The following is a 25023-nucleotide window of genomic DNA, read 5'->3' on the forward strand; positions in this document are numbered from 1 at the left end:
AGAATGGTTATTTTTGAAAGGATTATAGGAATAAACTCCAAACCGTTAATGCCAAATAAAAGAGGTGATGTTTCAGATATTCCTAAGGATATGTTGAGAAGCAAGGCTCCATTATTGCCAGAACAAGCAGAGCTAGATGTGGTTAGACACTATACACAGTTGTCTCGTAAAAATTTTTGTATAGATACAAATTTCTATCCTCTAGGTTCTTGTACTATGAAGTATAACCCTAGAGCTGCGCATAAGTTTGCTTCTTTATCAGAGTTTTTAAATAAACATCCATATGGAAGTGTTGAGAATTCTCAAGGTGTATTAGCTTGTCTATACGATTTGCAAGAGGTTATCAAAAATTTAACTGGTATGACTGGCGTATCATTAGCACCTATGGCTGGAGCTCAAGGAGAGTTCGCTGGAGTTGCTATGATTAAAGCGTATCATCATTCTAGAGGTGACTATGAGCGTGATGAGATTATAGTTCCAGATGCTGCTCATGGTACAAACCCAGCAACTGCTAAAGTTTGTGGGCTTAAGGTGATTGAAATACCTACAAAAAAATGTGGTGACATTGATATAGAAGCTTTAGAGAAAGTTCTTGGTCCTAAGACAGCAGGTATTATGCTAACTAATCCATCAACAGTTGGAGTTTTTGAGAGAGAAATAAAAACTATAGCTAATATGGTTCATAAAGCTGGTGGACTTTTATACTATGATGGTGCGAATCTTAATGCGATTATGGGTAAAGTAAGACCTGGTGATATGGGGTTTGATGTCCTTCACATGAATTTGCATAAAACTTTTGCGACACCTCATGGTGGCGGTGGACCAGGAGCTGGACCAGTTGCTGTGAATGACAAGCTTAAGAAGTTTTTACCAATTCCTGTAGTTGGAAAAAAAGAAAATAAATATGTATGGCTAGAAGATAAAGATGTCCCAGAAACAATAGGAAAACTTTCGGCATTTGGTGGAAATGTTGGGGTTTTGATAAGAGCATATGTTTATGCAGCTTTACTAGGTGGAGATGGCTTATCTAGAGCATCTGAAATGGCTACTCTAAATGCAAACTATATGATGGCTAGACTTAGAGAAGAAGGCTTTACTCTAGCTTATCCAGAAAGAAGAGCTTCTCACGAGTTTATAATTACTCTAAAACCAGAGTTACAAAAATATGGAGTTACAGCGACTGATTTTGCTAAGTGCTTAATAGATAGAGGTGTGCATGCACCAACTATGTATTTCCCATTATTAGTGCCAGAATGTTTGCTGATTGAACCAACGGAGACAGAAAATATAGATAGTATGGAGAAATTTATACAAGCAATGATTGAGATAAGAGATATTGCTGCAAAAGATCCAGAGTATTTAAAAAATGCTCCTTATAATTTACCAGTTCGTCGCCTAGATGATGTTAAAGCTGCAAAAGAGCTTGATATTGTTTGGAGTGGTAAACAATAATAGCTTTATGAAATATTTTTCTAAAATAAATCCCTCAAAAAATTGTTTTAAAGCAGAAAATATTCTAAATTTTAGATAATACCTTATTACTTTTTAATGACGTTATAAGGATTAATTATGCAATATTACAGAATTTTAATAGAAACTACAGATCATAAGGGTCTTGTTTTCAAAGTCTCTAAGATCCTTTTTGATCATAATCTAAATATTGAAATGAACTCTGAATATGTTGATAAAGAACATCGAAAGTTCTTTATGTATACAGCATTTAGTGGTGAATTTGATGAGCAAAAATTAAAAGCAGACGTTAAAGAGGTTTTGCCACAAGAATCAATTGTACAAATAAATCCAAGTACTAAAAAAAATATAATTATATTAGCTACTATAGAATTACATTGCTTAGGAGATTTGTTAATAAGAAATGCTGAAGGGTTACTTAATGCAAATATTACTGCTGTTATATCTAATTATGATAGCTTGGGTGATTTGGTAACTAAGTTTAATATCCCATTTGAATTTATTTCCCATCAAGGTCTTGACAGAGGTGAGCATGAAAAGCTTATTTTAGAGACTATTAGTAGATATGATTTTGACATTATAGTTTTAGCTAAATATATGAGAGTGTTAAGCCCAGCATTTATAGAAAAATTTACTAATAAAATATTAAATATTCATCATTCATTTTTGCCTGCCTTTGTTGGTGCAAATCCTTATAAGCAGGCTTATGAGAGAGGTGTTAAAATAATAGGTGCTACAGGTCACTTGGTTACAAATGATTTGGATGAGGGGCCAATTATTTATCAAGATGTTGTACGTATAAATCATACTTATTCCTGGAAAGAAATGAGAGACGCTGGAAGAAACGTTGAAAAGATAGTATTAGCAAATGCCTTAGAACTATTATTAAAAGATAGAGTCTTTGTTCATAATAATAAGACGGTAATTCTTTAAAAGAGTTTTTTCTTGTTTTAATCATTTTTAGATATATGATTTTGTAGCTAAATTATAGTAAGATTTAAGAATATTTTTATAATTAAAAAATTTCTAATTTATGATTTCTCATCTTAGAGTTCATACAGGCTATTCTGTAGTCGATAGTACTGTTAGAATTTCTGATCTTTTTAATGCTGCTAAAGAGAAAGACATTGTTGCATTAGCATTGACAGATGTTTGTAATCTTTTTTCTGCTGTTAAGTTTTATAAAGAAGCTTTAAAAACAGGGGTTAAACCTATATTTGGTGTCGAGCTAAAAGTTGATACCGAGTTTGGTGTTAGTGACTTAGTCCTTTTAGCAGAAACAAATATCGGTTATCAAAATATTGTAAAGCTAATCTCAGCTGCTTATCAAAAAGCTGAAAGAGGGGTATCTGGTATTCCAGTTATTCCTAAAGAGTGGTTAAGTGAGCATAATTTATCGGAGATTATATGTTTATCTGGTGGGATAAGTGGAGAGCTTGGTAAAGCTATTTTGCAACAACAAGAATCTAAGATCGAAGAGGTTTTACAAAGTTATTTAGATATTTTTGGCAAAGATAATTTTGTTTTAGAAATTCATAAATTAGGTTTTGAAAATGAGTCTTTGTATAACTCAGGGATTTTAGAGCTTGCAAGTAAACATCAGTTAATAGTTGTAGCAACTAACTGCACGGTTTTTATGGAGCAAGAAGATTATGATATCCATGAAATAAGAGCTTGTATTAACGAGAAAACAACTATCTTAGATGAAAGAAGAGTTTCAAAGTTTACTAGAGAGCAGTATCTAAAATCATCTGAAGAAATGCATAAAAATTTTAGTGCTGTACCTGTGGTGGTTGAAAATACTTTGGCTATTGCTAGGAGATGTAATGTAACTTTTGAATTAGGAAAACCTTGTCTACCAACTGTTGGTATACCAGATGGTATGACTGAAAGAGAGTATTTTTCAGACATAAGTTATAAAGGTTTAGGGAAAAGACTTGAGAAAATCACGGAAGGCTTGTCTGGAGAAAATAAAGAGAAAACCATTGAGAAATATAAAGTTAGATTGCAAATGGAGATCGATATAATTTGTGATATGGGCTTTCCTGGCTATTTCTTGATAGTTGAAGATTTTATACGTTGGGCAAAAGAAAATGATATTCCAGTAGGTCCAGGACGTGGTTCTGGTGCTGGTTCACTTGTTGCATATTCACTTCTTATTACAGATTTAGATCCGCTACCTTATGGGCTGCTTTTTGAGAGATTTCTGAATCCTGAAAGGGTATCAATGCCAGATTTTGATATTGATTTCTGTATAGAGGGAAGAGATCGGGTTATTAAATACGTTGAGCAGAAATACGGTAAAGAAAGCGTAGGACAAATCATTACTTATGGAACAATGGCTGCAAAAGGTGTTGTCCGAGATGTAGTGCGTGTTCTGGGACAGAGTTTTGGTTTTGGAGATAGGATAGCTAAACTCATTCCAGAAACTCCTGGTACTACATTTAAAAAGATTCTTCATGAAGGAGAGCCTTTGTATGAGGAAATGCAAATAGATGAGGATGTTGCTGAAGTAGTAGAAAAGGCTCAGAAACTTGAAGGATTGCCACGAAGCCTAGGTAAACATGCTGCAGGTATCGTGATATCACCTACAGTTATTTCTGATTTTGCACCAATTTATTGTGAAGATAAAGATGGCGATATAGTTACTCAGTTTGACAAAGGCGACGTTGAAGATGTTGGTCTTGTTAAGTTTGACTTTTTAGGCTTAAAAAACTTAACGGTTATTAATAATACTGTAAAAAGTATTAATGCTAAAAAGTCTAAAGATGAGAAGCCTTTAGATATTTCAGATATTCCGCTAGATGATAAAAAGACATTTGAGCTTTTACAGAAAGGAAATACTACAGGAATATTTCAGCTTGAATCACAAGGCATGAGAGAGATTGTCAAAGATCTAAGAACAAGTAATTTTGAGGAAATTATCGCCTTAGTTGCTTTGTATCGACCAGGTCCTATGGAGAATATTCCTACTTTCGTAGATAGAAAGCATGGTAGAAAGCAGACAATATATTTACATCCTCTTTTAGAAGAAGTTTTACAAGAAACTTACGGTATACCAGTTTATCAAGAGCAGGTAATGCAAATGGCTCAGATATTAGCTGGCTACACATTGGGTGCAGCAGATTTGCTTCGTCGAGCAATGGGTAAAAAGAAACCTGAAGAGATGGAGCAACAAAGAAAGATCTTTAAAGAGGGTGCTGAAAAGTATCATAATATCGAAGCAGGTCTTGCTGATGAAATATTTGACCAGATGGAAGCGTTTGCTGGGTATGGTTTTAACAAATCTCATGCTGCGGCATATGCTCTGATTGCTTATCAAACTGCATGGCTAAAAGCTCGTTATCCTGATGAGTACATGGCATCACTCATGTCTGGGGATATGGGCAATACTGATCAGATAGTTAAGTTTATTCTTGACTGTAAAGATATGGGTATAGCTGTAGAGTCGCCAGATATAAATAGAAGCTCTTATGATTGTAAAGCTGTTGGTCAGGGTCGGATTCTCTTGGGTCTTGGTGTGATAAAAGGTCTTGGTACAGAAGCAATAAAAAGTATTCTTAATGAGCGTGAAAAAGATGGAAAATTCCGTTCTATTTTTGATTTGTGTCGTAGAGTAGATATAAGAAAAGTCAATAAAAAGTCACTAGAAGCATTATGTTTCGCAGGAGCAGTTAAATCAATATCTACAAATAGGGCTACAGCTTTTAACTCAATCCAAACGGCTATTAAAAATGCTAGTTATGTGAATGATATGACAGAAGCTGGGCAGGATGATTTGTTTGGGTTCACAGAGCAAGAGCATAATACTGATAAAGATTTAGAAAAAGAGTGTCTACAACAAGAGTGGGATCTGAAAGAACTCTTAATCAATGAGAAAAAAGCTTTAGGGATGTATTTTTCGGGTCATATTATTGATGAGGAAAATCATTGGCGTAAGTATGTGAGCTTTAGCAATCTTGAGAAAATCCAACATCCAAGCATGGATGGTAACTCTGTCAGGATCATTGCGAGTATGATAACTCCTGCTATTAGAAGAAAAACTAAGCAGGGTAGAATTCTTTATATTCTTAATATAGATGATGAGTTTGATAGAGCGGACTGTCTGATTAGTGAGGATATCTTTGCATCAGTTAAAGATAATATAAATGTTGATGACATTGTAGTAGTAGAGGGCAAAATTAGTCGTGATATTCAACGTGATAGAAATAAGTTAAACGTTGATAAGGTTTTGCCTATAAAACAATATGTTGATCAAAGCTTTTCTAAAGTTAAGTTGGAGATTAGAAGCTCTGAGGTTGATACCAATCAGTTACAGAAATCTTTACAGACATTGAAAGTGAATATAAATAAAAATCAGAACTGTGGCAGTAAGCTTTTAGAAATAAAAGTTGATTGTGATGATGTTGAAGCAACTTTTGATACATTGGGTCAAAAATTTTCTATCTATGAATTTGTTAACAATATTCGTCAAAATATAGAACAAGGTATAAAAATTTCTTTTTAAAGAAACAACAGTTGACATCCTCTCTTATAAGAGTATCATTACAGCTGCTGACAATAATAGCAACCTGGAACCACCTGATCCCATTCCGAACTCAGAAGTGAAACGGGTTAACGCTGATGATAGTCTAGCATTCGCTAGGTGAAAGTAAGTAATTGTCAGCACTTTTCAACAAAGTTTAAAAAGTCTTTAAACTGTTTTTAATTTTTTCATATGTTATCATACTAGTCATCTTTATGATTTATATTCAACTAATGTTTAGAAATTTACCTTTATTTATAGGTTTGCGATATATTCGTGCAAAAAAGAGAAATAGATTTATCTCTATTATTTCTGCAATCTCCTTTTTAGGAATATCACTGGGAGTAGCTGTTCTCATTACTGTTATGTCAGTTATGAATGGTTTTGATGATCAAATTAAAAGTAAAATTTTAATGATGGTTCCTCCTGTAAAAGTTTATGAAGTAGGTGGAAAATTAAATAATTGGGAAAACTTAGCTAAGGATATAGAAAAGAAAACTGATCAGGTTACAGCAGCCGCGCCTCTTATTAGTTCTCAAGGTCTTTTAACATCTAATGAAAGAGGGAGTACAACAGCATTTGTACAGATCCAAGGGATATCACCAAAGGAGGAAGCTAAAGTTTTACCAATAGCTGATAATATTATCCATGGCAGTTTAGATTCATTAGATAAAAATGAAGGCTATAACGTTGTCCTTGGTAAAGCTTTAGCTGATAGTTTGGGTGTAATAGTGGGTGATAAAGTCACTCTAATTGTTCCACAGGTTAATCTAACTCCAGCTGGGATGATGCCACGGATAAAACAGTTTACTGTTACAGGTATTTTCTCAGTTAGCTATCAGTACGATGCATATTATGCATTTATAAATCTTCAAAATGCTCAGAAACTTTTCCAAATGGGAGATAAAGTAACTAGTTTACAGTTAACTATGAAGAATGTTTATGATGCTCCTTCATTAAAATATGCTTTAAATACTAGCTTACTTTCACCGTATTATATGGCAAAAGATTGGACAGATGAAAATAGATCTTTCTTTGATGCTTTAAAAATGGAAAAAACTATGATGTTTTTCATTTTACTTTTAATCATTATGGTGGCGGTATTTAATTTATTGTCTTCATTGGTAATGGTAGTTACAGATAAAAGAAGTGATATAGCTATTTTAAGAACTATGGGAATGTCATCTAAACAGATATTAGCTGTATTTATTTACCAAGGATTTATTATAGGTCTTATTGGAACTTTGATAGGCGTTGTTCTAGGCATTGGGTTAGCTACTTATGCGACCGAGATCGTTAACTTTATTCAAAAAGTGCTTGGACAACAATTAATTAGTGCAAGTGTTTATATGATTGATTATATCCCTTCGACTCTAATGTGGTCGGATGTTTTAAAAGTGATGATTGCATCTGTTATTTTAAGTTTCTTTGCGACACTTTATCCTGCGTGGAGTGCTTCTAGAGTACAACCTGTGGAGGCTTTAAGATATGAGTAAAGTGGTTATTAGTTGTAAAAACGTTAGTAAGGATTATTCTGAATTTAAAAATAATATCTCAATATTAAAAGATATTAATTTAGATATTAATGAAGGTGAAAAGGTTGCTATTTTAGGTTTGTCTGGGTCTGGTAAAACTACTTTACTGAATGTACTTGGTGGATTAGATAAGGCAACTTCTGGAGAAGTCTTTTTGATGGATAAAAGGTTTGATAATCTATCTCCAAATAAAAGGGCAAAGATGAGAAATGAGCATTTAGGATTCATTTATCAGTTACATCATTTATTGCCTGAATTTACGGCTTTAGAAAATGTAATGATTCCACTAGCAATAACTAAAAGATACAAAAAATCTGATGCGCTAAAATTAGCAAAAGAAATTTTAGAAAAAGTGGGTCTTGAGAAGAGAGAAAATCATAAGCCGTCTGAACTTTCTGGTGGTGAAAGGCAGAGAGTGGCAATTGCTAGAGCTTTGGTTACAAAGCCAAATTGTATATTGGCAGATGAGCCTACTGGTAATTTAGACTCAACAAGATCAGAAAATATTTTTAGATTAATGCAAGAATTAAGTGAGGAGTATAAGACTAGTTTTGTAGTAGTTACTCATGATGAAGATCTTGCTAAGAAAATGGATAAAATTTATAGATTAGTGGATGGTTCACTAATTCTAGAGTAAATATAGGAGGAATTTTGCGAGGCAGAAAGGCGATAATAGGTAGCTTTTTTGCAATTTCAGCTTCAATAGTTAATGGTTCTGTAGGTGTTTTTGTAAAAAATTTGTTTCAAATGGATTTTGATTATTATCAGGCTTCATTTTATAAATGTGTAGTTGCTTTTTTCATTTTGTATTTCATATGTATGTCAAATGCTAAAATGAGAAGAGAGTTTAGAGAGTTACTTAGAAATCCAGTACCTATAGCAATATGCGCTTTTTTAGGTTTGTTTGTATTATATTTCTTTGAGACTTGCGCTTATCAATATATGAAGGTTTCGGAAGTGGTTCTTTTATTGATGGTAGGTTCGGTAATAACTTCAGCAATTCTTAGTGCAATTTTGTTAAAAGATAAGTTAGGCATTACCAGCATAGGGGGTCTTATTCTAGCTCTTATAGGAATATTTCTTCTAACTGATATTGGTGGAGAGGTTAGTATTCAAGGCTGTATGATAGCTTTTATGAGTGGAGTTGGTTATGGAGGATATTTAGTTTTATCTAGATTCTTTAAAATGAAAGCAACTGTTCCATTCTTGTGCCTACTATTATTGTTTGGTTCTTTATTTCTGATGATACCATTCTTACTTTATTCAGATCCTATGATACCAAGTAGTAGTGGTTTGGCAGATATCTTAATATTAGCAATCTTTCCTACTATCTTAGGGTTTTATTTTACAACTAAGGCATTAGAATATATATCATCAAATAAAGCTCAGCTGATGGAATTATCTGAGCCAGTCTTTGCATTAATATTTTCAATGATATTCTTAGGAGAATTTTTAACTAAATTACAGTTAGTAGCGATGGTATTAATAATCTTTGCTTTATATTTAGCGGAATCTCAGATTGTTAAGAATATTTTAGATAAGTTTAAGTGCTTTTGTTATAAGTACTCACCTTAAGAACTCAGTTATAAATTTTGAACTTATTATAATGAAGAGCTAAAAAGTCTAATAAATAAAAAGTCTAATAAATAGAAACCTTATAAAATTTTTTAAGAAAAGATACTATAAAGGTATACTTTATTTTTTAGATAAATTAATATTTCTTTAATGATTTTTAATAATTTATTCATATGCTTACATATAAACTATTTCTAATATCAAATTTAATTTCAGGACTTTTTTTAGTCCTATTTGCTTTAAAAATAAGTAATTTTCGAGCATCCGCTTGGTTTTTTTATTTAATAGGGAATATTAGATATATTATTGTAGCTTCAGCTTTTCAATATAATCAAATCGGCATGGTAAATATTTTTGGGGTGGTAAGCGATATAGGTTTCTACCTTGTTTTAAATATAATAGCTTTTATTCTTTATGTTAAAGTTGATTACAAACCTAAACAAAGCAGTTGGCTTTTTCTAGTAGGTGTATTTATTGCCTCTTCCTTTATATTTTTATTATATAACTATTTGATGCACCCAATGGCTTTAAGCTTTATGTGGAGCAATATGAAGCTAGGTGTGATATTTGTTTTAATAGATATGGCAAGTTTAGTACTTTTCATGCTTAAGAGACTAGAAGGCTTTTTATTATTTGCATTTGGATGTTTCTCAGATTTTTATTATAGTGCATTAGTGAATCATAAGATCTTTAATGGCGTGTATATGGGAGTTACTGCTATAAGTATGTGTTTCACAATAGCTATTATTTTTATTATGACACGTGCATATATTAAGCATTTAGATATAAAAATGACTAATGATTAGTAGTGAGAAGAAGTTTCTGGAGCATTAAAGTGATACGAACATCTTTTATATATTTACCTTTTATAATTGAGAATTTATTTACACTATTTTTTATTCTACTTTTAACAAATAGAAAGAAAATAGCATGGATATGCTTAGTAATAGCTTATATGGCACCTCTCATAAGAGAGGTTATAAATATAGGATCTTCAGTTGTGCCAGAAGGGTATAATACTTATGCAATAACTATAAATATACTGTATCTATGTATAGCTATTTTTGGATATGTAATGTTCGAAAAGACAGTTGATACTATTAATAGTTCAGAAAATAGGAAATATGCTTATTTTAGAGATGCTGTTTTTATATTGTTAGTTATTTTCATTGCTTATAGTATTCTTGGCTTAGTCGACTTTGATTTTACTAAAGCTAATTTTGAAGCTAATGCTACATTATCTAGCTTATTTGTAGCTAATGATATTGTATGTATGTATGGACTGGTCTTAGCAGCCTTACTTTATAGGGTATCGTTTTTATTTTTGGCAATAGGAAGTTTATTATTAGTTACAATAAATTTGGATGAAGCAAAAATAATACCATCAGATGCGACTTTTTTACATTTTTATACATTGTTTTGTGTTATTTGTGTAATCCTTTTATTAAGAGGTTATTTTTTAAATAAAAAATGGAATTTCAGGACTGATTTTTATTAATTTTTTTTAACACTATAGGAGCGCAATATGAGTTTTTTAAAGTTTACAGTTAATGTGAATACATCTATAGATATAAATGCTGAATTAGAAGATGTTAAGAAGATTATAGGAGACTTTAATAAATGGAAAGAATTTTCACCTTGGAAGATACTTGATGAAAATACTGAGAATCATATTAGTAAAGATGGTAAAGAGCTAGGTAGTGTGATGACTTGGTCTAGTAAATATGTAGGTGAAGGAGAAATTGAGCTGACTGAAAAAGTTGATCATGCTTTTTATTATGATCTTAGGTTTTTTAAACCATTTAAATCTAGAGCAAAATCATGGATTACGTTTCATCCAGAACCTAATGCAATAAGAGTTTTTTGGCATATGAAAACAGAAATGCCAATTTTCTTAATATTTTTTAAGAAAATCTTCATGAATATGATTATAAGTGATCTTGATAGGGGACTGAAAATGTTAAAGGCCTTAATTGAGATTGGTAAAGTGAACTCTCAAATAGAGAATTCAGGAACGGCTGAATTTGGTGGACAAAGTTTTATTGGTATAAAAACAGAAAATTGTTTACTTAAATATTTACCCGGTGAAATGACTAGGAATTTTGAAAAACTTAAAGAATTTGTTGGAGAGAAGAATTTAGAGAATGCAAAATTTTTTAGTATCTATCATTCGATGAGTATGAAAACTATGGAGTTTAACTTTACAACTGCAGTTAGTTTTAATGGTTGTGAGAGTATACAAGTAGTAGAAGATATTTATAAGGGTGAAAGCCCTGTTATAAAAGCTTTGAAAATTAGACATATTGGGGATTGGAAATTTTTAGGAAATGCTTGGAAATATGGAATGGCTAGATGCTATGGTAAAGCAGCCATTTATAAATATAATAAAGGAAGTCCGAGTTATGAAGTTTATCAAAATATCGAAGATCCTAAAGTTACGGATGTATATATTAGTATAAAATAAGTGTCTACTTCTTCGTTCTTCTACCTTTCTTGAGATATACTTATCTTAACTTTGCTAAATATCTTTTATTTATGAATGATTATAAATATTGTATAGGATTAATGTCTGGAACTTCTTTAGATGGTATAGATGTTGCGCTATGTAAAATAAAAGGATCTTCTACAGATACGAATGTAAAATTAGTAAGTTTTAAGACATATAAATATTCTGAAAGTGTATTAGAAGATATAAAAGAAGCTTTAGATATTTCAAAAAGTAATTCAAAGTTATTGTGTAGTTTAAATTTTAAGCTTGGTAAAGAATATGCTAGTGCTGTAAAGCAAATGTGTAAAGAGGCTAATGTTAAATTAAATGAGCTTAGCTTTATAGCAAATCATGGACAGACTATTTATCATCAAAATAAAAATGAAGGTAATTTTGTTAAGTCTTCTTTACAGTTAGGAGATGCGGCAACCATCGCTTATGAATGTAAAACTACAGTAGTTTCTAATTTTAGATGTGGAGATATTGCTGCTGGTGGTGATGGCGCACCATTAGTGCCTTATGTAGATTACTTACTATATAGAGATGAAAATAAGACTAGAGCTTTACATAATATAGGTGGAATTGCTAATACTACAGTTATTCCCAAAGGTAGCGGTGTCAATGATATTATAGCGTTTGATACTGGTCCTGGTAATATGATGATAAATAGAGCTGTAGAAGTTTTATTCGGAAAACCATTTGATGAAGATGGAAATATAGCAGCAAAAGGTAAGATTATCTCAACAATGTTAGAAGAGCTTTTAGTAAATTCATATTTTAAAAGATTACCACCAAAGTCGACAGGTAGAGAGCTTTTTGGGGTAGAATATACAGACTCTATTTTAGAGAAATATAAGAATAGTGATAGATATGATATCGTACATACTTTAACTATCTTTACAGCAGAAACAATTCTAGAAGCATATAAAAACTTTGTTGAAGGTAAATATAAACTTGATGAGATAATATTTACTGGAGGAGGGGCTTATAATAAGTTTCTTATAAATCATATGAGAAATAAATCATCAGCAAAGGTCAAAATATTTGAAGATATTGGTGAAAGTAGTGATGCCAAAGAAGCTATAGCTTTTGCTGTACTAGGTAATGAAACGCTTCATAAAATTTATAATAATATTCCATCAGCAACTGGAGCTAGAGAAAATGTGATTTTAGGGCAGGTTAATTATTTTTAGCTATAAATAAGAAAGAAACTTAATATAATATCACATTTTTTTTAACTTTTTATCTCCTAATTTAAGTATTTCATCATGATTGGTTTTTAGTCTAGTATCAGAGCCTGTCCTAGGGTCAGCATACATTTGTAAATAATTTTTAAGACTTCCACTCTTGTCACGCCCAAAGTTACTTCCCTTAGGAATTGCGTGAAAGCCACAACGATAAGCAGACATAAAGTCAGTCTGCGCAACTTTATTAATAAAATTAGTAAAGGCTATTATTTTAGTGTGTCTTATACTGTTTGAATATGATTCATCTATCTTTTCTTGCTCTGCAATTATATTTTTAAGTAGGGTGTATTGTTCACGTTTTGTGTCAAGCTCACTTGATGAGAGTGTATTAGCATTTGGCATTTCTTGATAAGCTATTTGGTTGTCCAAACTCATTAAAGCTTGTTTATTGTTAGTAAGATCATGTGATACAGGTAGGTTTTTTGTTTGAGCCTCATTTTTAAGACCATTTAGTTTTCTATTAGCTGAAATATTTTTTTTACTATCTTCTTGTATATTTTTGTAAGGCTTTTTAACTCTTTGGTTACCATCTCCTTCGTCTCTAATTAGTTTAAAAATATAGTTGTAGTGATTTTGTATAAAAACAGATATGAGCTTTAAATAATTTTTTAAAAGGCATGCTCTTATTTGTCCAGTAACTCCATGTCGATTCACTACGCCATAACCTTTGGATTCTAGTGATAATTCAATTAACTTAGTAACAATATTTGCGACCATACCTCCTAATAGTGCTGGGGGAAAGGCTGCTTGCAACTGCTGATAAGTCAAGTCTTTAGGCTTTGATCCACCCATCACATTTTCAAAAAGAGGATTTACATATTCCATCTTTAGAGCGCCAAGACCCAATCCGAAGACTTGCTCCCTAGAAAATTTATTAATTGCTCTACCAGCATGAAGATTGCCAGTATTTTTTTCATATTTGTGGATATAAGCTTCAAGAGCTTGAGTTATTTTTTTTAAATTCTCTAAAAATATTGTTACATTGTTATAGGAAATTCCAATATCGCTAGTATTTATTCTGTCTATTACTATTTTGCTAGATTTATTCTCATAATCTTTAGCTAGCTTTAGAGTATTAAGAGTTGATTCAAATTTTTTAATTTCACTATCTTTAAATAAGGATATATATTGGTGATCTAGTTCTTTTTTATGTTTTTGATATAGAAAAGCATTCATTTTATCTTGTGAAGTTATCTTATCTATGTCTATTTCAAAATTATGAAACTTATCATCTTCTTTTAAAACATTTCGAGGAACATTATTTTGTTGAGAAGCATTGTCTTGAATAGAAAGCTCTGCCAGAGCTTTTCCAACATTTTCATATAATGGTTGAAGCACTTCTATTTGTCTAGTATCTGGGGTTAAATAAAATGTAAGCAGTTTACTCATATCATAGCCAATAGAACCATCTCTCAATGAAATTTTAGTTCCTGATGAGAAGGTATTGTAAACTTTATCTATGTCTTCATAATTTTTTATGATACAAGCATTGTGAAAGATTGATAAAGCAATAAATGCAAGAGGTGATGTTATATATCCATCTTTACTTTCTTTTCTACTAAGAGAATAGATAGCGGGACCTAGTTTTTTTTTAAGAAATTTCCTAAAACTAGCTTTATTCTGTTCCTCCATAACATTATTATTTTTATCATAATCTTCGAAACTTTCATCAAGCACTTTAGTATAAGATTTTATCTTACAGATCAATTTAAATTTCCTATTTGATAAATGGTTTGTTCTTACATGGCCATCTATAACTCTATTGCTTAGGGCTTCACTTACAATATTTTTATTATGTTGTATATTATATAGCTCTAAGAAAGAATCTACCCCATCATCAATAGCATCTTTTATATCACTTATAGATGTAAAGACTAAGTTTGCTAATTTTTCATTTGGCATTTCTTCTCCTTTTTTCTTATTTCTCTCAACTGGAAGTATACTAAAAGCTAGATATCAGGAAAGAATGTTTATATGGCGTATATTTGAATACCTGTTTTTTAATATTTTAGGTAATAAAAGGTTGATCTTAATACTTTGCTTTTATTGACTAAAAGTTCAAAAAACAACCATCTTGGAGTAGGGAGGCAATAAGAAATTAGAATAAGACTTATTGTTAAAAAAGATGTTTATGACAGTTAATAATTGGTATTCTTACAATTAATGTTTTACTATGGTTTTTAATTTACTTTTGCTCCAATCATTCATGGCATTTACATTTTTTTGGTATTTTAAAATGGCACCATTACCTTTATCATATTGTCCACTAGCACAAGCAAACATTTTTAAATAAAAATATAGACTTCCTTTTTCTTTCTTGTTTGGAAGAACCTTTAAAGCTTTCTCATATTTTGATAATACATTAGTTTCCACTTTAATAATAAAGTTACTTAAACTAGAAATTATTGCATCCGAGCTATTAAATGTCGCTGTAGCACTTTGGGAAGCTTTTTCTTTTGTAGATAGTTCATTTCTTAGTTCATTCTTTTTATTTAAACTATTTGCATATTTTTGAAATTCTTCTTTGTGCCTCATGGCATCAGGATTTTCTTCTAAAAATCTTTTTAGTTTTTTATACTCTTCCTCGTTATATTCAGCTTTATTTCCCATATAAGCTTTTAAAAGATCAGATTCTGCATGAATAAAGCTGTTATTAGCTTTTTCAAATTCTGTAGTAAGTTTTTTTACATCTTCATCAGCTAGAACTTTTGAAGAGTATAGCGCTCTATGTTTCTCTAGTTTAATTTTGAAAATATAACTATAGTGATTTTTAATAAAAACAGTAACATAAGTTAAATAGGTCTTAAGTAAAAAAGACCTTATTTGTCCTGTAACACCATGGCGATGTATGACACCATATCCATTTGTTTGAAATGAGATTGCTATTAGTTTATTAACAATATTTGCAGAAAGTGCAGTTACTAAAGATGGTGGGAATGCAACTTGTAGTGCAGCCAATGTTCCAGTTGCGGCGGTACCTCCCATTGCATTGGTTAAGTCATTATTTAAGATTGTTCTACCAATACCTGTATCAAATTGATAATATTGATCTCTAGCCATAGTTGCTGTGGCCCATCCAGCATGAGGATTCTTAGTATTTTCATCATATTTAATATTATAGGCTTCAATTGCATCAGCAATAGCTTTTACATTATCAAGAAAAACTTTAGTTGTCTTATATGTTCTTTCTACTGTTTTAGCAGTTTCAGGTGAGATTTTTATTTTCTGATCTTCAAAATCTTTTTCTTTTTGTATTTCTATTAGGTTGTATATTTTGTTATATTTTTTTCTCTCTTGACTACTAAATAGTTTGGCTATAGTTTTATCATTAGCAAACAAATTATGTGAGCACATAACAGCAGCGACTTTATCTGCTGGAGTAAGGTTTTCTAGTGCTAAGCTATCGATTTCATTATCTTGAGGTAGAAGAATACCTTCTTTGTTTATTTGTATTTCTCTTAAAGCACTACCAATTAAAAAATATAAATCATTCATAACTGATTTATGTTTAGTATTTGGAGTTAGATAAAACTGAAGTAGGTCATCAATTTTATAAAGCATTATTTCACGAGAAGGGTTATTACTTTTTATATTATTAATTTCTATATTATTACTATAGTCTAAGACGATGCATGCATTATGAAACACAGAAAGGGTTATAAAAGCATATGGAGAAGTGATATATCCACTGCTTAGTTTACTTTTAGTAAAGTCTTTTATGTTATATTTTCTTCCTTCAACTTCTAAAATTTTCTCACCTAACTCAGCGAGGAAACTATCGAGACTTGGTCCCACAGGAGCCACTCCATCTTCTAAGTTTGAGACATCTACACACCTTTTAAGGCTCGCTCTTATCCTGTTTGCTTTTTCTACTTCAGAATCTGATATTTCATTTATTTCAACATGCTCTCTAGTTGATCCACCTATCTTTTTAAAAGCTGTCTTAATGTTTATAGCAGAATTTCCGAGAGTAGAACTAACTCTATTTTTATTATTTTGTATTTCATACAAGCTTATAAAAGAGCTTATGCCTTTAAGAATAGCGTCTTTTATATTTTCAGTTGACGTAAAACGGATATATTCAGATATTTTTGGCATTTTAATTTTCCCCATTTTTTCTCATACCTTATTTAGTATATTTTAGAGAAAAAGTAATAGAATTATTTATATAGCAGTTTTAGAAAATATATTGGTATATAAAAGTTGATTTTATATCAAATAGATCTGAATACTTTTTTGTATATGAGTAGAGTATAGATGGTTATCAACCATAGCCTGCACTTATATTATCTTCTTAGTTCTCCTCAATTTTTGACTTTTCCACTCATTAATAAACTCGTAATTCGGACGAAGTTCCTTATCTGTTGGATCAGCATACATTGTTAGATAAAAATATAGTTCCCCAGCTTCTTTATCTCTTTTTGGAAGAAAACTAGTACTAGCATTTCGGTAACCATCAATAAAATCCTTTTTAGTTCTTTTTAGAAAATTACATAATTCTTCTATTCGCCTCTCTATAGATACTGGATTTAGAGACCTTCTTGAAAATAACCCTGATGGCTGCTTACTAAAATTTGGAGTACTATTTCGATGATCTTTTATACTCATGCCTGTATTTACATCTATCTCTTTTTCAAGCTCATAAAAGATATAACGATATTGGTTTTTAAAAAAATGGATAAGGTTAGCTAAGTAATGTTGTATAAAGAAAGCTCTTGTTTGACCGGTAACCCCATGTCTATTAAAAATACCATATGATTTACTTTCGGTAAGTTTTTCTAAAGCTTTTTTAGCTATACCTATAGATAAACTTGCAATAGTTGCAGGAGGGAATGCGGCTGTAACCGTACCTAACGTGCAAGTAGTAATAGCAGCTTTGAGAGCACTAGTCGCGGCAGTAGATGCAACTCCTGTAGCATAATCTTTAGCTACTTCACCAGCGTATTCACGAGCATTTTTAGATGCAGAAGGATTTTCAGTATTTTCTTTATATTTTAATATATATGCATTGACAGCATCTGTTATTTTATCAATTTTATCATATAGGTCGATAAGTTCAGAATAGGTAGTCTCGATGTTTTTAGTAACCTCTTGAGAAAGTGGTTTGTTTTGCACGTTTTCTTGAGTGTTGATATCTTTAACTGCCGCAGCAATTTTATTAAAATTTTCTACTTCTTCTTTTGAGAAAAAACTATCGAAAGTATTAGTGTTTGTTAATAGTCCATTCTCAAATATAAGGGCTGCTAACCTATCTGTAGTAGATAGTTCTTTAAAATTTATAGTGTTATTTTCTTTTAAAAATATATCTTTTGAGCTTCCAGGTTTTTTATAATTATTGATCTCCATTAATCCATAGCCTATTATTAAGTATAGCTTTTTTAGTACTTCACTATTTTTTGTGTTAGGTTTAAAGTAAAGCCCTAGTAAGTCTAGTAGGTTATAGAAAGTATTATCTCTATTTAGAGTAATAGTTCTAGGTTCTGAGTGACTTGGCCCTGTTACTTGATTGCTTAAAGGGGCTGGGTTTACTATTACACACGAGTTATGAAATATAGAAAGAGTTATTGAAGCATAAACAGTATTAAGGCGACCTATGGATTCTTTTTTTCCTATTCCTTGAGAGTTGCCAACATCTACCAAATTTCTTCCTAGATCGCTTAAGAAGTGTTCAAGTCCAATAGCTTGGATAGCTTTGGTATTGTCAGATTCAAGATCTTTCTCTGCTATCGTCCTTTTTAGTTGGGCTTTGAGTTTAGTAGCTTCATTAAATTCATCTGATCCTAGATAGTTTGTATGTACATCACTTTGCTCTTGTGTAAAGCTAAGTGAGGCTTTAGCTCTTAATAAAGCTCCACTAGCTTTCAAGCTGGCTACATTTTTATTTTTTTGTATCTGAAAAAAGTCTAGAAAATCATCAATTCCTTTTTCTATTGACTCTTTTACGCTGTCTATTGAGCTAAAGTTTATTATGTCATATATCTCTTGTTTATTATCTATCATATTGTTTTCCTCCATTTCTTATCACTTATCAGTATATTCAAATTATAGGTGTTGAAAAATACTTTATATTGCGAATTATCTATTTTTAAATAACAGGTATTTATTTTTTGTAGGTAGAAAAAGTTGCTTTTTTTTAAAAAAAAATCGTGGAATATGTTGAATTCTAAAAAATATATGTGATAGTAAAAAGGGAGAGAAGAGAAATTATGAGGTAAGAAATATGGGGCAAGATATAGATGATCTATTGTATGACACTGATGATCTAAAAAAAGAAAAGGTTGATGGAGGCTTTTTTGATTTTATAAAAGCATGGTTTTATAACGATGTTGAAAGACATATGTTTTTTGAGGATGAAATTATCATTGCTCAAAAACTCAAAACTATAGATGTTATGGCAAATACATACTCTATAGAAAGAAAGAGGTATTTTGATAAATTTCTTAAAGATTCTCATAAGCAAAGAAGTATTCTTACTCGAATAAAGGATAGAGATTTTGCTTTTTATAAAGATCCTTCTCGTGTCAAGCTATGGAGTAGTATAACAGATACAGAAGTTTATAATTTCTTTATAAAATCTAGTGTGAATCAAATGTTGGGAGGCGGGAATATTGCTCAGCTGACTTCTCTTCCTAAGTTTAAGTTTAATGCTAAAATAACAGCTTCAGCTAATACAGAAAATGCATCAGTTTCAGCAAAATTATTAGCAGCAGGAGAAAAAAGTTTTTTAGGTAGTTCTTGTATAAATATTTGGTCTAATTTGCCCTTATATGATGCAGGCAGTAAAAATGTAACGGCTTTTATTCCTTTATATTTAAGAATGAGTGGAAAAGCTTCTTCAGCTTTATTTAGCTATGATGTCGATGTTGGGGCAAAGCTAGATAAGCTTAATTTTTTGGATTCAAAATCTTTAGAGCTTTTAGATAATTTTAGAGGAAATGTTAATCTTAAGATTGTTACAGCTAAAGGCTCTCGCGAAGCTAAAAGTTTTTTATATACACCAAAATTTAAAGAAGATTATAAGCTATTGAATGAGCTAGGTTTTGTCCTTAATACTCCTGATGGTTCGTATAGATACTTAGTGCCAATGACTAGTGATGGATTAGATCTTATTAGAGAATATACTTATCCAGAGATAGAGCAAATATATTTTGGTAGAAGTGCTTTATCTGGTTATTCTAAAAGTAATTATAAAAAACATAGTCTTGGCATAGATAAGAATGGTGAAGGTTTAATGACTCTTTCACCAAGTTCTAGAGACTATGAGAATCCCTTAATTCAGATAAAAACTTCAACTAATACAGCAAGTTTTGATTTATTGTCTGGCGAAATAAAAGGAAAAATATTAGCTGAAAACCTCATTGGTTTTTCAGATGCTAAGGGAGCTGTAAATAAGTTTAGAAATCAGGTAGATAGTATAGTTAAGAAGAATGTTGGAGACAGCTTCAAATCTCCTTTTAAAATTCCTAATTTATCTGAATTTAGTGATATGGAAATTAAAGCAAGATTTGGCTTATATTCTAAGCAATCTGCTTCAAAGCTAAGGACAATGAGAATTTGTATTCCGATGACTAAAAAAATGTTAGATGATAGTCGTACAACTTTTTCTCGTGATATTGGGTCTGGAATGGGCTACTCTATGGCTAAAAGAGATGAGCTAAAGGGTGCAATAAAATATAAATCAGGTCTTTTAGAAAGGACGGCACAAAAAGCATTTACAGGAGAAAATATAAATTTTAAAGATGATGTTAGCTCAACATTTACAGATTTGACAAAAGATTACGTTGATTTTGGTAAATATGCTAAAGGTAAAGCAGGATCAATGATGGAGAACGTCGCAAATGCTGCGCAAAAAGACTTTGAGTTAACAAAATCTAGCGGAACAAGTGCATTTGGAGGAGCTCAAAATATATTGTCAGGCTTATATGATAAAAATAGTGTGTTTGATTCTGTTGTTAATGCGCTTAATGAAACATATAAGCTTAAAGGCATAGGGAGTAATCTTACAAATGTTGATTCAAATGACATTCTTAATTTGTTATCACAGAATTCGTCATTGGCTTCTCTAGGAGGAACTACAGAAGGTGATTTAAATGAACTTAGGTCAAAACTAAAGGATGTTATTTCATCAACCTCTAGTCTTAAGAAAAAAGCATCTGAGGCTGTTTTATCAACAAGTAGAGAGCAATATAATCCGAGTTTTGATAAAATCGAAAAATATAGTAATCCTGACTCTTTTTATGTTCAAGATACCTTAATTAACTATTCTCAAACATTGAAAAAAGAAGATTTCAATAATCAAATTTCAGCCACTCAAATAGTAGAGTTTGGTAGTGATGGCGATCTACCAATATTATTTCAGTTATGCAAGATGATGACAGATGAATCAGCTAAGAATAATGCTAGAGAATTTTTGAATCAGGAAGAAAATGCTGGAAAAGCAAAAGCAATTATAGAAAATTTAGAAAATACTCTAACAGTTATAAGTCCTGAATCTAATATTAGTTATACCTCTATAAATATCCTTTGTAACAAAGCTGGTGGAGAAATGTTAGTCGAAAATAAAAATGCTTCTTCAGTATCTCTTGGTTCAACCGTTAGTTTGGCAGGTTTTAATAGAATGTATGCTTTTGATTCTCGAGTTTCAAGAATAGGAGTATCGCCTTTAGAAGAGTTAGCAAAATTCTCAAAACAAAAAAATAAATACAAAATAACTTTTGAAGAATATTTTACTAAGCTTTCTATTCAGCAATATATTGAAATTATGGGAGTTGAAAACGAAGAGGACTTTATAAAATCATTTATAGCTCCAATAATGGAGTGTCAGAAGAAATTATTAGATAATCTAGTTTTATTGAATAAAGAAGCTAAGTGGGAGAGTAGCTCTTCTGTTAAAAAATTGTTTTCTAGTGGCAGTAGCTTCAACTTCACAGGCTGGTTGAAAGAGAGATTGCCAGGTTTTGATTATGAACTTTCTCAGGAGTATGCTTATTTTACTGGTCTAGTAATAAACTTTACAATGGAAGATGATTCATCAGCATCGGAAACAGTCACTAAATTATCTAAGATAATTAAATCTGTAGATAATTTGATTAGAGGCTTTTATAGGTTGTTGCGAAGAATGGCAAAGGATAGAAATGGAAGGGTAGGTTCTCATGATGTTTCTGAAAGTCACTTGAACATGGTGAAATTAATTTTAAGATCTTTAGTTGATCCATATGCGAAGCTTGTTTCTAAAATTGATGATAATCCAGAGCTTCTTTCTGCTTTAGTGAATATGTTGAACTTTATGGATAGTTTTGTAGAAGTTCAAAGACTTTGTTCTTCTATATGTATTCCTTCAGATATCTTCTTTACATTAGTCAACGATAATAAAGATTTGTTGAAAGACATATGTTATACCGTTGAAAAAAGTGGAGTGACAGGAATCGTTTTTGAATCAACTTTTGATTACTCTCTAGATATTGTTAATATGTCTGAACAGCAGATGCGACTTCAAATAAAGACATCACAAATTAGAGATAGTAATGGTAAAGTTAGTGAGATATCAAGTATAGAAAGGGAGGCTAATACAGAAAAAGTTTTACAAAATATCTATAACAACACAATTTCTTTGAATGAGCAGGATTTAGACAGGCTGTTTAAAGGTTTCAGGATATTAAAACAGGAGAACTCTACTAATACAGATAAAACTGGGTTTAATATAGGTTTAGCTTATGATCCTATAAGTAATGATGTTTCTGTTGATATTAATAAAGATGAGGAAAATTTATATTCTTATAGTAATTTAAGCAAAGATGATTACATTAAGAAAATAAATAATATAGTCGAAGCAAAGGTGGCATTAAACCTAGGTTTTGAGCATGAAGAAATTCGTAGCTCCCAAGGTTTTAGTATTTTAGCTACTATACCAGCTAAAAGTATAGATATTGATGGTTTGAATAAAAAATATAGACCAATGATTTGGGTTTAATTAAAGTTATACAAAACAATGCTATAAATAGCATTGTTTTGTATTAACTATTGAGTTAAATTGACTATTGAGAGATGAGATATAGATAAGAAATAATAAGAGGAGAAAAGAGATGGCTAAAAATAAAATCCCTAATTCTAGGTTAATGATCAATTATGAAACTAATGTTGATGGAGTTCTAAAGAAAAAAGAGCTTCCATACAGAGTATTGGTAGTTGGCGACTTATCAAAAGGAAGATCTGATGATGCTAAAAAGGAATTGGCAGATAGAGAAGTCAGAAGAGTCAAGAATGGAGTAGATAGAACTCTCGCAGATATGAATGTTTCTTTTGATTTTGAAGTTCCTAATTTTGTATCTAAGCAGCCTAGCAATTTAAAAGTCAATTATAAGTTACAAGGTCTTAAAGATTTTAAACCAGATGCTGTAGCAAGAAAAGTTCCAGAAATTAAAGCTTTACTAGAAATGAAAGAAATTTTAACTTCTTTTGCTAAAGATATTGATAATAATAGAAATTTAAAAAGAGTTATAGATAATGTTTTTTCTAATAAAGAAGAGCTAGATGCTTTAAAAAAGAAAATTCCAGCATTAGCAAATTATGCTATAAAAGATTCTAAAGATGAGGAGACTGAAGTATCTGAAAATATAGAAGAATAATATAAGTAGGACAAGTAAGAGATAAGAGGAGAATACTATGTCAGATAATAATTTAAGCCTTACAGAAGAGCTTTTAAGTAATTTTGGGAGTTTTGGAGAGGTTAGTACTGTTCTCCAAAATATTGATTTTAATGTTTCTGATGATGCTTCAAAGGTGCTTTCGTTATCAGAAAATTACAATGCCAGAAACTTAATGGCTCTTTCGCTAGTATTAGCGAATAATCAAGATATTAATAACTATAATCAAAAATATGTACAAAAAGTTATTTCAATTATAGATAAACTAATAGATTTACAGGTGAATGCTATAATTTCAAATGATGAGTTTAAAGCCTTAGAGAAAGAATGGCTCCAAGTTCAAGAAGTGTGTCAGGGTGACTATGATATGGTTGAAGTCAGTATCCTTGATGTAAAGAAAGAAGAGCTCCAGTATGATTTTGAGAGAAATCTTTATGATATTTCTAGTAGTGATTTTTTCAAAAAAGTTTATGTTTCTGAGTTTGATCAATATGGTGGAGAACCATATGGAGTCATATTAGGACTTTATGATTTTAATAACTCTACAGATGATATTACATGGTTAACAGGAATGGGAATGGTAGCAAAAAATTCTCATGCACCATTTATAGCATCTGTTGATAAATCTTTCTTTGGAGTTGAAGATATATCTGAGATAACTCAAATAAAAAGTTTCGAGACTCTTCTAGAGCACCCTAAATATAAAGAATGGAATGACTCCAGAAACTTAGATGTGGCAGCCTATATAGGTTTAACAGTCGGTGATTTTATGCTTCGTCAACCATATAATCCTGAGAATAATCCAGTACAATCAAAGCTTATGAATGGTTTTAATGAATTTGTTGATTATAAAGACAACAATAGCTATTTATGGGGGCCTTCATCTATACACGCAGTCAAAAATATGATGAGATCATATGATAAAACAAGATGGTTTCAGTTTATAAGAGGAGTTGAAAGTGGAGGGTATGTCAGAAACTTAACTTCTTGTGTTTATGATAATAAAGGTGTTCTAGAAACAAAAGCTCCTTTAAATGTATTATTTGCAGACTATATGGAGCTTTCTTTAGCAAATATAGGACTTATTCCATTTGTTGGTGAAAAAGGGACAAATAATGCCTGCTTTTTTAGCATAAACTCAACTAAGAAGGTTGAAGAGTTTGTAGATGATTTTGATTCTGCAAATTCAAGGTTAATAGCAAATCTTTCTTATACCTTATGTATATCAAGAATTTCACATTTTATTAAATGTGTTATTAGGGATAAGATTGGTAGTGTTGTTGGTGCAGAAGAAATTCAAGGGATACTCTCTGATTGGATATCAGAGTTCGTAACAACGGTATATCAACCAACTCCATTAGAGATGTCTAGATATCCGTTTAGAAATGTGTCTATAGAAGTTAAACCAATACCTGGTAAGCCAGGTTGGTATTCATGTAAGGTAAATGTTATTCCTCATATTCAGTTTGAAGGAATGGATACTACAATGACTATAGACACAAGGCTTGAGCCAGAATTATTTGGTCAAGCTGCATCATAG

16 protein-coding genes and 1 rRNA gene are annotated in these 25023 nt (G+C 31.1%); 14 read left to right on the forward strand and 3 right to left on the reverse strand.

Annotation, left to right across the window (positions count from 1 at the left end; translation table 11 throughout):
- The first annotated feature begins 3 nt into the window (after positions 1 to 3).
- The 11 genes from gcvPB to anmK all read left to right on the forward strand — a co-directional run bounded on the left by gcvPB (position 4) and on the right by anmK (position 12786).
- Positions 4 to 1452 (forward strand): aminomethyl-transferring glycine dehydrogenase subunit GcvPB, encoded by a 1449-nt coding sequence (gcvPB, locus tag KX01_RS04105; RefSeq protein WP_071663779.1) that lies wholly within the window; start codon positions 4 to 6, stop codon positions 1450 to 1452.
- 117 nt (positions 1453 to 1569) lie between these two features.
- Positions 1570 to 2403, forward strand: a complete 834-nt coding sequence (purU, locus tag KX01_RS04110) for a formyltetrahydrofolate deformylase (protein ID WP_071663780.1) — start codon at positions 1570 to 1572, stop codon at positions 2401 to 2403.
- Between the two features lie 100 nt (positions 2404 to 2503).
- Complete coding sequence (dnaE, locus tag KX01_RS04115) at positions 2504 to 5977, forward strand: DNA polymerase III subunit alpha (protein WP_071663781.1); 3474 nt, start codon at positions 2504 to 2506, stop codon at positions 5975 to 5977.
- 46 nt (positions 5978 to 6023) lie between these two features.
- A 5S ribosomal RNA gene (rrf, locus tag KX01_RS04120) occupies positions 6024 to 6138 on the forward strand.
- Between the two features lie 90 nt (positions 6139 to 6228).
- On the forward strand, positions 6229 to 7491 hold the full coding sequence (locus tag KX01_RS04125) for a lipoprotein-releasing ABC transporter permease subunit (RefSeq protein ID WP_071664746.1): 1263 nt from the start codon (positions 6229 to 6231) through the stop codon (positions 7489 to 7491).
- The gene (gene lolD, locus KX01_RS04130; protein WP_071663782.1) at positions 7484 to 8167 is read left to right on the forward strand and encodes a lipoprotein-releasing ABC transporter ATP-binding protein LolD; all 684 of its coding nucleotides are present in this window, start codon (positions 7484 to 7486) and stop codon (positions 8165 to 8167) included. The genes KX01_RS04125 and lolD overlap by 8 nt, the downstream gene beginning before the upstream one ends.
- Before the next feature lie 14 nt (positions 8168 to 8181).
- On the forward strand, positions 8182 to 9105 hold the full coding sequence (locus tag KX01_RS04135) for a DMT family transporter (RefSeq protein WP_071663783.1): 924 nt from the start codon (positions 8182 to 8184) through the stop codon (positions 9103 to 9105).
- A 341-nt stretch (positions 9106 to 9446) separates the two neighbouring features.
- The gene (locus KX01_RS04140) at positions 9447 to 9911 is read left to right on the forward strand and encodes a hypothetical protein (protein WP_156860371.1); all 465 of its coding nucleotides are present in this window, start codon (positions 9447 to 9449) and stop codon (positions 9909 to 9911) included.
- Positions 9912 to 9940: 29 nt separating this feature from the next.
- Positions 9941 to 10603 carry a hypothetical protein gene (locus tag KX01_RS04145; protein ID WP_156860372.1) on the forward strand — a complete coding sequence of 221 codons (663 nt, stop codon included), beginning with the start codon at positions 9941 to 9943 and terminating at the stop codon, positions 10601 to 10603.
- 27 nt (positions 10604 to 10630) lie between these two features.
- Entirely contained in the window at positions 10631 to 11569 is a 939-nt protein-coding gene (locus KX01_RS04150; protein ID WP_071663786.1) for an SRPBCC family protein, read from the forward strand.
- A 71-nt stretch (positions 11570 to 11640) separates the two neighbouring features.
- Positions 11641 to 12786 (forward strand): anhydro-N-acetylmuramic acid kinase AnmK, encoded by a 1146-nt coding sequence (gene anmK / locus KX01_RS04155; protein WP_071664747.1) that lies wholly within the window; start codon positions 11641 to 11643, stop codon positions 12784 to 12786.
- 30 nt (positions 12787 to 12816) lie between these two features.
- On the opposite strand, the gene KX01_RS04160 is transcribed toward anmK, so the two are convergent.
- The 3 genes from KX01_RS04160 to KX01_RS04170 all read right to left on the reverse strand — a co-directional run bounded on the left by KX01_RS04160 (position 12817) and on the right by KX01_RS04170 (position 18840).
- Positions 12817 to 14742, reverse strand: a complete 1926-nt coding sequence (locus KX01_RS04160) for a hypothetical protein (protein ID WP_071663787.1) — start codon at positions 14740 to 14742, stop codon at positions 12817 to 12819.
- A 258-nt stretch (positions 14743 to 15000) separates the two neighbouring features.
- Positions 15001 to 16953 (reverse strand): hypothetical protein, encoded by a 1953-nt coding sequence (locus KX01_RS04165; RefSeq protein WP_071663788.1) that lies wholly within the window; start codon positions 16951 to 16953, stop codon positions 15001 to 15003.
- 168 nt (positions 16954 to 17121) lie between these two features.
- Positions 17122 to 18840 (reverse strand): hypothetical protein, encoded by a 1719-nt coding sequence (locus KX01_RS04170; protein WP_156860373.1) that lies wholly within the window; start codon positions 18838 to 18840, stop codon positions 17122 to 17124.
- Positions 18841 to 19060: 220 nt separating this feature from the next.
- Between KX01_RS04170 and KX01_RS04175 the strand changes: the two genes are divergently transcribed.
- From KX01_RS04175 to tssC, 3 genes are all read left to right on the forward strand, one after another.
- Positions 19061 to 22810, forward strand: coding sequence for a Pathogenicity determinant protein D (locus tag KX01_RS04175; RefSeq protein ID WP_071663790.1), 3750 nt, complete (start codon positions 19061 to 19063; stop codon positions 22808 to 22810).
- A 112-nt stretch (positions 22811 to 22922) separates the two neighbouring features.
- Positions 22923 to 23465, forward strand: coding sequence for a type VI secretion system contractile sheath small subunit (tssB, locus tag KX01_RS04180; RefSeq protein WP_071663791.1), 543 nt, complete (start codon positions 22923 to 22925; stop codon positions 23463 to 23465).
- A 37-nt stretch (positions 23466 to 23502) separates the two neighbouring features.
- Positions 23503 to 25023, forward strand: a complete 1521-nt coding sequence (tssC, locus tag KX01_RS04185) for a type VI secretion system contractile sheath large subunit (RefSeq protein WP_071663792.1) — start codon at positions 23503 to 23505, stop codon at positions 25021 to 25023.

Source organism: Francisella frigiditurris, assembly GCF_001880225.1.
Taxonomy (GTDB): domain Bacteria; phylum Pseudomonadota; class Gammaproteobacteria; order Francisellales; family Francisellaceae; genus Francisella; species Francisella frigiditurris.

Bases quoted from the DNA above. Each gene is read 5' to 3' on its own strand.
- gcvPB (WP_071663779.1), top strand. From the start codon at position 4: ATGGTTATTTTTGAAAGGATTATAGGAATAAACTCCAAACCGTTAATG.
- purU (WP_071663780.1), top strand. From the start codon at position 1,570: ATGCAATATTACAGAATTTTAATAGAAACTACAGATCATAAGGGTCTT.
- dnaE (WP_071663781.1), top strand. From the start codon at position 2,504: ATGATTTCTCATCTTAGAGTTCATACAGGCTATTCTGTAGTCGATAGT.
- KX01_RS04125 (WP_071664746.1), top strand. From the start codon at position 6,229: ATGTTTAGAAATTTACCTTTATTTATAGGTTTGCGATATATTCGTGCA.
- lolD (WP_071663782.1), top strand. From the start codon at position 7,484: ATGAGTAAAGTGGTTATTAGTTGTAAAAACGTTAGTAAGGATTATTCT.
- KX01_RS04140 (WP_156860371.1), top strand. From the start codon at position 9,447: ATGGTAAATATTTTTGGGGTGGTAAGCGATATAGGTTTCTACCTTGTT.
- KX01_RS04150 (WP_071663786.1), top strand. From the start codon at position 10,631: ATGAGTTTTTTAAAGTTTACAGTTAATGTGAATACATCTATAGATATA.
- anmK (WP_071664747.1), top strand. From the start codon at position 11,641: ATGAATGATTATAAATATTGTATAGGATTAATGTCTGGAACTTCTTTA.
- KX01_RS04160 (WP_071663787.1), bottom strand. From the start codon at position 14,742: ATGCCAAATGAAAAATTAGCAAACTTAGTCTTTACATCTATAAGTGAT.
- KX01_RS04165 (WP_071663788.1), bottom strand. From the start codon at position 16,953: ATGGGGAAAATTAAAATGCCAAAAATATCTGAATATATCCGTTTTACG.
- KX01_RS04170 (WP_156860373.1), bottom strand. From the start codon at position 18,840: ATGATAGATAATAAACAAGAGATATATGACATAATAAACTTTAGCTCA.
- KX01_RS04175 (WP_071663790.1), top strand. From the start codon at position 19,061: ATGGGGCAAGATATAGATGATCTATTGTATGACACTGATGATCTAAAA.
- tssB (WP_071663791.1), top strand. From the start codon at position 22,923: ATGGCTAAAAATAAAATCCCTAATTCTAGGTTAATGATCAATTATGAA.
- tssC (WP_071663792.1), top strand. From the start codon at position 23,503: ATGTCAGATAATAATTTAAGCCTTACAGAAGAGCTTTTAAGTAATTTT.